Below are 8649 nucleotides of genomic sequence, written 5' to 3'. Positions count from 1 at the left end.
AATCGGCGGATGAGGAATCGAAGCATTTCAACCTGATCTGCGACTGTCTGGAAGGCAAATTGATCCACACCATTTTTGGAATACATGACAGCCCAAGCTGTTTCACCAAAAGTGAGTATCCGGCGGGCTGAATAAAAGTTTACCCATCCGATCACTTTTTCACTTTCGGTATGATAAGCTGCATCCAGAGCCTTAGCATACAATTCCAGCAACTGTTCCTTAACAGGGGTCAATTCCGGATTACTTCGGTTTTTAAACTTCTCGTAAGTGGCAAATTTCCTAAAGAGGACTTCTGCCTTTACCATGTGAAAATAGGTTTTGAAGTAATATCCTTTTGCTTTTTTTGACTTTTCAAGAGTATCCAAAAAAGTAACCATTTGAATACTATCCACTGCTGTCAGTTGCTCAATCAGACTTCCTAAGCTGTTCAATTCAGTCAACTCAACTTTACTTAATTCTACAGCCCAATTATCCGCATCGAGGCCCAACTTTTCAGGTTCCTGGGCATTCACTGAAAATTGAAATCCTCCAAGAAATAAAAACAGAAGACCGATTTGCATGGGTTGTTGAAGTGGCTTTCTAAAAAGCAATTTAAAAATAGCAATGAAATCAAAACTAGTCATAATGTTTCACCTCTTATGATATGTGACATCTTGTCGAATAACAGTATTTTAACCTTGGGCGTTAAGTTTGGCTCAGAACCCAACTTAGATTCTGTAAATGGTATTCGTAGTGATAAATGTTAAGTGAAAATTCTGCCTTCGAAAATAGTAAATTCACCTAATAAGTCGGTATTTAACAATTCACCTTATTTTAAACTACGGTGTCAAGTTTTGGTTTGAAAATCCATATTTAAATTCAAACCTACAAGAAGAGTTGTCCATAAATAATTCTACTGTGTTATAATTAAAAAACTATTACTGTTAGGATTCAATTCTCTAAAAACCTTTAATTAAAATTATTAACCTTGTGATGAATGAACTTAATCATTAAAAATTCACCCTTCATTGATGATTATCAGCGCCTTGCATTTTAATTTTAGTTAGATCTTTATAAATTATGAGGTATTTTATATTTATAACACTTTATAAAAACCACTTTAACCATGGAAAATACCAACACGAGTGTCATGAGTGTCAAGGATTGGTTCATTACTGTTTTGATCGTAGCCATTCCTATTGTAGGATTTATTATGCTTTTTGTTTGGGGCTTTGGAGGAGGTGCCAATTTAAACAAGCAAAACTGGGCAAAAGCCACTTTACTTTGGTTTGCCATAATCATTGCGCTTTATATTGTGGGCTTTATGATTTTTGGAGCAGCGTTGATTTCAAGTATGAGTAATGATTTTGACTTTTAAGATTCAGAGTTGATTTTGGGAATTCCTGAAGATGTTTTCATCTCAGGAATTCTTTTTTTAATAAAAGGTGTGGACTAAAGTATTCCTATACATCCTAGATCTGTTTAATAGCTTGATTTCGGTTAGTATTTTTCTTTACAATTTGCAGGTTGTATTTTTTTTCTGTTATCTTGACTAAGAAAATAATTCCAAAATGAAAAAAATATTATTTGTTCCATTTCTGATTTTGATATCCTTTTTCGAAGTAAGGGCCCAAGCAATTGAAATTACTCCATTCACAGGATATGCTTTCGACCACGGTTTTCCGATTCTTGGCGGAAGAGCCCGTCTAGGGGGTGGGCAGACTGTTGGCGGAATGCTTAATTTTAGCTTCAATGATTTTGCTGAAGCCGAAGTAATGTACAGCTACCAGGGTGGAATCGGTACTGCTAATTCTACTGCTTTTAGTCGACCGGTAAGAGAGCGTATCCAGGTGCATTATGCAATGGTTGGTTACAATAGGTTATTTCCAGCAAGTAATCAGATGGCCTTATTTACCGGGTTAAAAGTAGGTACGGGTACTTTGGCTTCACCAGAAAATAATTTTGATAGCATTACGCGTTTTACAGTTGGTATCAATGGTGGAATGAAATATTTCTTTTCTGATAATGTAGGCCTGAGATTGCAAGCTAACCTAATGATGCCTGTTTCTGATGTGGGTGCAAACCTATGGTGGAGCCCCGGTTCTGGTGCTCAGGTGGGTGTTGGAGGTTTTTCTTCTATTATTCAATTTGGCTTAACAGGCGCAGTGGTCATTAGGCTGAATCAATAGTTCTAGCAATAATCACAGATTGTTTACAATAATTCATTCTTATACTCTTCAAATAGAAATTACTGACCGATTTTTTTTTGAAGAGTATCAGTTTTTTAAGCGCTAAGGACATATATATTTTGGCCAAAACTTGGGAAGGATTTTAAAAGCTTGCTACTTTGTGTGGTTTAATAAGCATCAAATGGATATCAATTATTATATAAAAATAGCCGAAGAGCTCGGTGTCAAAGTGAAGCAGGTCACTGATACTGCGGAATTGTTAGATGGAGGAGCTACAGTCCCTTTTATTTCCCGATACAGAAAAGAAGCTACAGGGAGTCTGGATGAGGTGCAGGTAGCTGCTATACGGGACAGGGTTCAGCAATTGAGGGATTTGGATAAAAGAAGGGAAGCGATCCTCAAGTCTATTCAGGAGCAGCAAAAGCTCACACCTGAACTGGAGGAGAAAATCAATGCCGCAGAAACCATGGCTATTTTGGAGGATTTGTATTTGCCTTACAAACCCAAAAGAAGAACAAAAGCAACCATTGCGAGGGAAAGAGGGTTGGAGCCATTGGCAGAGATTATTTTTTCTCAGGAGTCATTTGACTTAGATGAAGAAGCTTCCAAATATGTCAATTCTGAACTTGAAGTCAATACTGCTGAAGATGCCCTTCAGGGAGCAAGAGATATCATTGCAGAATGGATCAATGAAAATGTGGAATTGAGGAAAAAAATGCGAGAACTCTTTATAGAAAGGGGTCAGTTTGTTTCCAAGGTAATTCCAGGCAAGGAAAATGAAGCCATCAAGTACAAGGATTATTTTGATTGGACTGAACCTGTAAAAACAGCTCCCTCGCACAGGGTCTTGGCCATGCGAAGAGGAGAGAAAGAGCTTTTCCTAATGCTGGATTCCTGCCCTGATGAAATTGATGCTATCGCATTGATTGAAAAAGAGGTGTTGAAGGATACATCCAATCTTGCTGTATCGCAGGTGCAAATGGCGATCAAAGATTGTTATAAAAGGCTTTTGAAGCCATCTATGGAAACTGAAGTACGCCTGTATTCCAAGAAAAGGGCCGATGAGGAAGCCATAAGGGTATTTACGGAGAATTTGAGACAGCTTTTACTTTCAGCACCTTTGGGAGAAAAGTCCGTTTTGGCCATAGACCCTGGTTTCAGGACAGGCTGTAAGACCGTTTGTCTGGGACCGCAGGGACAGTTGCTGAGTTTTGATGCCATTTATCCAAACGAGCCCCAGAAAAAGACAGCAGAGGCTGCGGCCAAAATCAAACATTTGGTCGATACTCATCAAGTGGAAGCCATCGCCATAGGAAACGGTACGGCAAGTAGGGAGACAGAATCTTTTGTCAAGTCCATCGGACTGCCGAAAAATGTGATCGTTACCATGGTCAATGAAAGTGGTGCCTCCATTTATTCAGCTTCAGATGTGGCAAGAGAGGAATTCCCAGATCATGATTTAACGGTTAGGGGTGCTGTGTCCATTGGCCGCAGATTGATGGACCCCTTGGCAGAATTGGTGAAATTGGATCCGAAATCTATAGGAGTAGGCCAGTATCAGCATGATGTAGATCAATCTTCCTTGAAGAATTCTCTTGATGATACGGTAATGAGTTGCGTGAACGGTGTAGGAGTAGAAGTCAATACGGCTTCCAAACAATTGCTGACTTATGTTTCAGGTTTAGGCCCTGTATTGGCCCAAAACATTGTCAACTATAGAAATGAAAATGGTCCTTTTAAGAGCAGGGATGAAATTAAAAAAGTCCCAAGACTGGGAGATAAGGCTTTTGAACAGGCGGCAGGCTTTCTTAGAATCAGAAATGCCGGCAATCCACTTGATGCTTCAGCTGTGCACCCCGAGCGTTATGCATTGGTGGAGAGAATGGCCAAAGATTTAGGAGCAAGCTTAGTGGATTTGATGACTTCGGAAGAACTGCGATCCAAGGTTATTTTGAAAAACTATGTATCAGAAACTGTAGGCCTTCCCACATTGCAGGATATCATAGAGGAACTTTCAAAGCCTGGTAGGGATCCAAGGGAATCTTTCGAGGTCTTTAATTTTCAGGAAGGAGTCAATGAAATTTCAGACTTGAAAGTTGGGATGAAACTTCCTGGAATCATCACCAATATCACCAAATTTGGTGCCTTCGTAGACCTTGGTGTTCATCAGGATGGTTTGGTTCACCTGAGTCAATTGGCCGATAAATTCATCAATGATCCTGCTGAAGTAGTCAGCGTCAATCAAAAAGTGGAGGTAACCGTGATGGAGGTGGATATTCCAAGAAAACGAATAGGCCTGAGTATGAAATCTGATCCTTTTGGTGCTAAACCAAAAGCAAAGAGATCTGATAAGGCTTCAGAAAGTAAAAGCAAATCCAAAGAACCCGAAGGGGATTTGGCGGCAAAACTAGCCATGTTGCAAAATAAGTTCAGGTAAAAACAGAGCGCCGTCCTTAATGGGACGGCGCTTTTTTTATAAGTAATAGTTGGTTTGTATGCGTTTCTTAAGCCTTTAAGATTAAGGTTATCTTCTAACTGTAACTTTTGACGGAATTTAATTCAGTTCTGTTTCAGAAATCCTGTTTTAATTTTTTAAAATCTTACTGGACCCTTGATTTAGGTAAAGATTCTTTGTGAATATCCGGAATGATGCCAGTAGCCTAATTTTCTATACTTATCGGGAGGCAATACCGAATTTTGCTTAAATCTATAATTTACACAGAACTTTAGCCTTTTAAATCTTCTACTGGCAAAAAAGCAGATTCACATAAGATTCTTTATTTACATCTGTTTTTTTTACAGGTATTTTAAACATCTAACATCTGTAATCCAACATCCGTCATTTTACATTCAAAAGCTCCCAATCCAATATTTCTTCTCATAAATTTACATTTTTGTGACAGTATATGTCGTTATAATGTTAATTTTACCAACATATATATGTTATTTAAAATAACATTATTACTTTAGCTACTGTTATGGTACTAAAAAACAAATATCATGGAAACAGAAGCAAACATCAGCATTACCCAAAAGGAACTTCCAAGTGGCAACTGTCAGGTTAAGTTTTTCATAGAGGATGACAAAAGACCCATGTATGGTTACCTCTTGACCAATGAGCCAAAGCCTGTAGGAGAGATCATTTCCGAGATTCAGGAAAGAATGTATAGGAGAAAGATAAGGTCGTCCATGAATCCACTTTCGCTAAAGCAGCCTGAAAAGGAGGATCATAACTTTTATTTATATTCCGCTTAAATTCTACTATCATGATGCTTTCTAAAAACCTCAAATACCTTCGATCAGAAGTTGGCATGACCCAATCGGAGCTTGCTGCAAAACTGGGTGTGCAAAGAAGTATGATTTCAGCCTATGAAGATGGAAGGTCAGAGCCTAAACTTTCGGCCTTGGAAGTGATCACGTATACTTTCGGGGTGAGCTTGGATGAATTGCTTCACCATGATATGAAAGTTAAAGGAAGGAAAGTCAATCAGCAAAAAGAAATCAAGATCCTGACCATAGCAGTGGATGATAAGGACAATGAGAATATCACCATGGTACCTCAGAAAGCTTCAGCTGGATACCTCAATGGATTCTCGGATCCTGAATATATGGAATCCCTGCCGCAGTTTCATCTGCCCAATCTTTCCAAAAGTAGTACCTACAGGGCTTTTGAGTTGAGTGGAGACAGCATGTTGCCACTGGTGTCCGGAACCATTGTAATCGGGTCTTATATTGAGCAGCTGAAAGATATCAGAAGTGGACAAACCTATGTGATGGTAACGGTGACAGAGGGAGTGGTGTACAAGCGGGTATTCAATTACCTGGAAGAAAACGGAAAATTATTTTTGGTTTCAGACAATGAACACTACAAACCCTATGAGGTCAAAGCAGAAGATGTTCTGGAAGTGTGGGAAGCAAAGGCATTTATCAGCACAGATTTCCCCAATCCCAAGGATAAATCCAAACCGGTAAGTTTGGAAGATATTTCCCAGATGATTTTGGATATCAAGGCAGAGATTACCCGTATGAAGTAGATCAGTTTTTCTTGAATTCGGGATTTGCTTCAAATTGGCTTACCCAATTCAAGATAGCTTTAACTGAGCCCAAACATATCAGGACAAGTCCAAGAGTTATCACAAATGAAGGGGAGGTGAAAGTTTCCCCAAAAGAAAACACAATCAACATCACTGCAGTGGAAAATGGCAAAGAAACTGCAAGTATGTTGACGGCCAATTCCAAATCAAAGGTTCTTTTTTCTCTTTTCTCCAGTTTTTGTTCCATGGCAGTAATCGCTGACATATGCGCAAATGGCCAGAAGCTTATTGCACTTTGTGGAAATACGATGATGACCAATATGGCCATGTAGGAGAGGGATGGGGCAAAGAATATCAATGCACCGGAAAGTATAAACGTAAGTCCTGAGCGCAGCAGCAATAAGCCCGCGATTTTTTGGATTTGTTTCCAATTGAAAACCACAGCTATTCCGATATAAAGCAGGACCAATGGAGTCATCAGATTACTAAGGTTGGCAATTGCGGAAGAGAGAAAAACCGGTAGGTTGTCCATATGTATGCCTAGGCCTAAAAGTACAAGGGCCAGTACAATCACTATATTAATAGGTTCATTGATAAGGCTCAGAAAGAGGGATTTTATTTTTTGTCCATTACCCTTGTTTTTACTGGGATAGTTGATCAAAAACCAATTGAATGCTACCAGATATGCAAAGATGAGCACAAAGAACTTATTGCCAATATCAGCCAAGGCACCCCAAGCCAAAGCATCATCTCCCAAATATTCTATAAGGAAAGGAAAGCAGGAAAGCCCTGGTGCCAACGAAGGGAACAATAATAGATAGGTACTGTAAGAAGAAGAGTCTTTTTCTATTCCGAAAAAAGGCAAAAGGGGTTTCAGAATAAAAAACAAAAGGAAATTAAAGGCCAATGCCAACAAGGGCAAAGCCAATAAATCGGGCTTCACTTCAGCCTTTAATAAGGCTACAAAGATGATGGCCGGCAATGCAACAGTAAGGATAATGGTTTTTAAACCATTCTGATTACTTGGATGATTGAATTTTTTTCTGAGTAAAAACCCTATGATAAGGATTATAATTAAGGATAGCGTCTTTTGAACTGCAGGATTCATTATAGAATTGGAGTTTGTTATTCATAAAGATTCAAAAGGCTATTTTGGGTGGTTGGATCAGGCTTCGCTGACTTTGAGGGCCTCTACAAAGTAATTCATCTCCTGCATAGTGCCCATACTTACCCTGCACCAAGGCTTATTGTCTATGGCATACATCCTAATGCCTACTCCCTGGTCTATCATGGATCGAGCAAATGGTTTTGCCTCCGACCGGATAGGGAATATCATAAAGCTGGTATGTGATGGGATTTCTTGGTAACCTAAAGATTTGATGCTCTGCGAGGTGAAATCTCTTGATTCTCTGTTAAGCTGCCTACACTCTGCGATAAATGATTCGTCTTTGAAGCTTGCAATGGCTCCTTTAAGCGAGGTGATACTGAGTCCCATGGTACTCCTGACCATGTCTGTGACAGATTTTATTCTTTCGGGAGTTGCGACGATATAACCAATTCTTAGACCTGCCATGCCGTGTATTTTTGAAAATGTCCGTGCTACTATTACATCGTATCCTTCTGCAACCAGATTTACCGCACTTTTTTCTTCCGCATTTTCAAGAAAATCGAGATAGGCTTCATCTACAAATACAGGTGTTTGCTGTGAGGCGTTTTTACAGAATGATTTTACGTTTTCAAAATCTGTGATAGATCCCATAGGATTATTAGGATTGCATACATAGATCAGTTTTGTTTCTTTATCTATGGACTTCAAAATGGCATTGAGGTCATGGCTATGGTCTTCTGTAAGAGGAATGGCCTTCCAAGAGGCACCTACAGCCTGTGCTGTGTTGACCAGGGATAGGTAAGAAGGGTCTGCAGAAATGACATTACCTCCATGTCTACACAGCGCGATAGCCGTTTTTTCCAATAAATCAGTAGAGCCAGGGCCAAGCATGATATGTTCCGGACTTACACCTTCTTTCTCCGCTATCATTTGGATAAGGTAGTGGGCATCGGCATGTCCATATCTGTTTCCTTCGGAGATCGATGAAGCAATGGCTTTTAATGCTTTTTCTGAGGGGCCAAAAGGATTTTCATTGGCTAAAAGACGGGCTTTCATGGGTACGTCTGCGTTGAAGGGTAAAGGGATTTCCCGCAAACTGCCTGTGGATTTCAGTACCTTAGAATCTAACGATGTATTGCTGTGGGCTAGAACTTCTGGTATAGCACTAAGTCCCGCCAATCCAAAAAGGCTGGTTTTTAACCAATGTCTTCTGTTAAGGTTTTTCATAGGTTTTTCAAAATGGTTTAAGTAAGTTTAAAAATAAACCATATTTATTTAAAAATGTGTAAAAAATTAATATTTATGTTATTTTATTGATTGGTTATTATCAAAAATGATG

At 39.2% G+C, this 8649-nt stretch carries 8 protein-coding genes; 5 read left to right on the top strand and 3 right to left on the bottom strand.

Translation table 11 applies throughout. The features are described from left to right. A partial coding sequence (locus EA341_RS16710; RefSeq protein WP_293016310.1) for a hypothetical protein occupies window positions 1-560 on the bottom strand: 560 nt, incomplete at its 3' end. A 545-nt stretch (window positions 561-1105) separates the two neighbouring features. On the opposite strand from EA341_RS16710, the gene EA341_RS16705 reads away from it, so the two are divergent. The 5 genes from EA341_RS16705 to EA341_RS16685 all read left to right on the top strand — a co-directional run bounded on the left by EA341_RS16705 (window position 1106) and on the right by EA341_RS16685 (window position 6202). Then, complete coding sequence (locus EA341_RS16705) at window positions 1106-1357, top strand: hypothetical protein (protein WP_293016309.1); 252 nt, start codon at window positions 1106-1108, stop codon at window positions 1355-1357. A gap of 193 nt (window positions 1358-1550) precedes the next feature. After that, a complete protein-coding gene (locus EA341_RS16700; RefSeq protein ID WP_293016308.1) occupies window positions 1551-2168 on the top strand; it encodes a hypothetical protein in 618 nt (205 codons plus the stop codon). Between the two features lie 181 nt (window positions 2169-2349). Beyond that, entirely contained in the window at window positions 2350-4605 is a 2256-nt protein-coding gene (locus EA341_RS16695; RefSeq protein ID WP_293016307.1) for a Tex family protein, read from the top strand. 563 nt (window positions 4606-5168) lie between these two features. Next, a complete protein-coding gene (locus EA341_RS16690; RefSeq protein ID WP_293016306.1) occupies window positions 5169-5423 on the top strand; it encodes a hypothetical protein in 255 nt (84 codons plus the stop codon). A gap of 11 nt (window positions 5424-5434) precedes the next feature. Beyond that, window positions 5435-6202, top strand: a complete 768-nt coding sequence (locus EA341_RS16685) for a LexA family transcriptional regulator (RefSeq protein ID WP_293016305.1) — start codon at window positions 5435-5437, stop codon at window positions 6200-6202. Window position 6203: 1 nt separating this feature from the next. Here EA341_RS16685 and EA341_RS16680 read toward each other — a convergent pair whose 3' ends face one another. Continuing rightward, entirely contained in the window at window positions 6204-7310 is a 1107-nt protein-coding gene (locus EA341_RS16680; protein ID WP_293016303.1) for a permease, read from the bottom strand. A gap of 57 nt (window positions 7311-7367) precedes the next feature. Beyond that, complete coding sequence (locus tag EA341_RS16675) at window positions 7368-8537, bottom strand: aminotransferase class I/II-fold pyridoxal phosphate-dependent enzyme (protein WP_293016302.1); 1170 nt, start codon at window positions 8535-8537, stop codon at window positions 7368-7370. Window positions 8538-8649 lie beyond the last annotated feature (112 nt).

This window comes from Mongoliibacter sp., assembly GCF_007692705.1.
Lineage (GTDB): Bacteria > Bacteroidota > Bacteroidia > Cytophagales > Cyclobacteriaceae > Mongoliibacter.
This window is presented reverse-complemented; position numbering and strand designations above follow the sequence as displayed.

What these genes read in the sequence shown, in the direction of transcription:
- EA341_RS16700 (WP_293016308.1), top strand. Translation starts at nt 1,551, where the DNA reads ATGAAAAAAATATTATTTGTTCCATTTCTGATTTTGATATCCTTTTTC.
- EA341_RS16705 (WP_293016309.1), top strand. Translation starts at nt 1,106, where the DNA reads ATGGAAAATACCAACACGAGTGTCATGAGTGTCAAGGATTGGTTCATT.
- EA341_RS16675 (WP_293016302.1), bottom strand. Translation starts at nt 8,537, where the DNA reads ATGAAAAACCTTAACAGAAGACATTGGTTAAAAACCAGCCTTTTTGGA.
- EA341_RS16685 (WP_293016305.1), top strand. Translation starts at nt 5,435, where the DNA reads ATGATGCTTTCTAAAAACCTCAAATACCTTCGATCAGAAGTTGGCATG.
- EA341_RS16690 (WP_293016306.1), top strand. Translation starts at nt 5,169, where the DNA reads ATGGAAACAGAAGCAAACATCAGCATTACCCAAAAGGAACTTCCAAGT.
- EA341_RS16695 (WP_293016307.1), top strand. Translation starts at nt 2,350, where the DNA reads ATGGATATCAATTATTATATAAAAATAGCCGAAGAGCTCGGTGTCAAA.
- EA341_RS16680 (WP_293016303.1), bottom strand. Translation starts at nt 7,310, where the DNA reads ATGAATCCTGCAGTTCAAAAGACGCTATCCTTAATTATAATCCTTATC.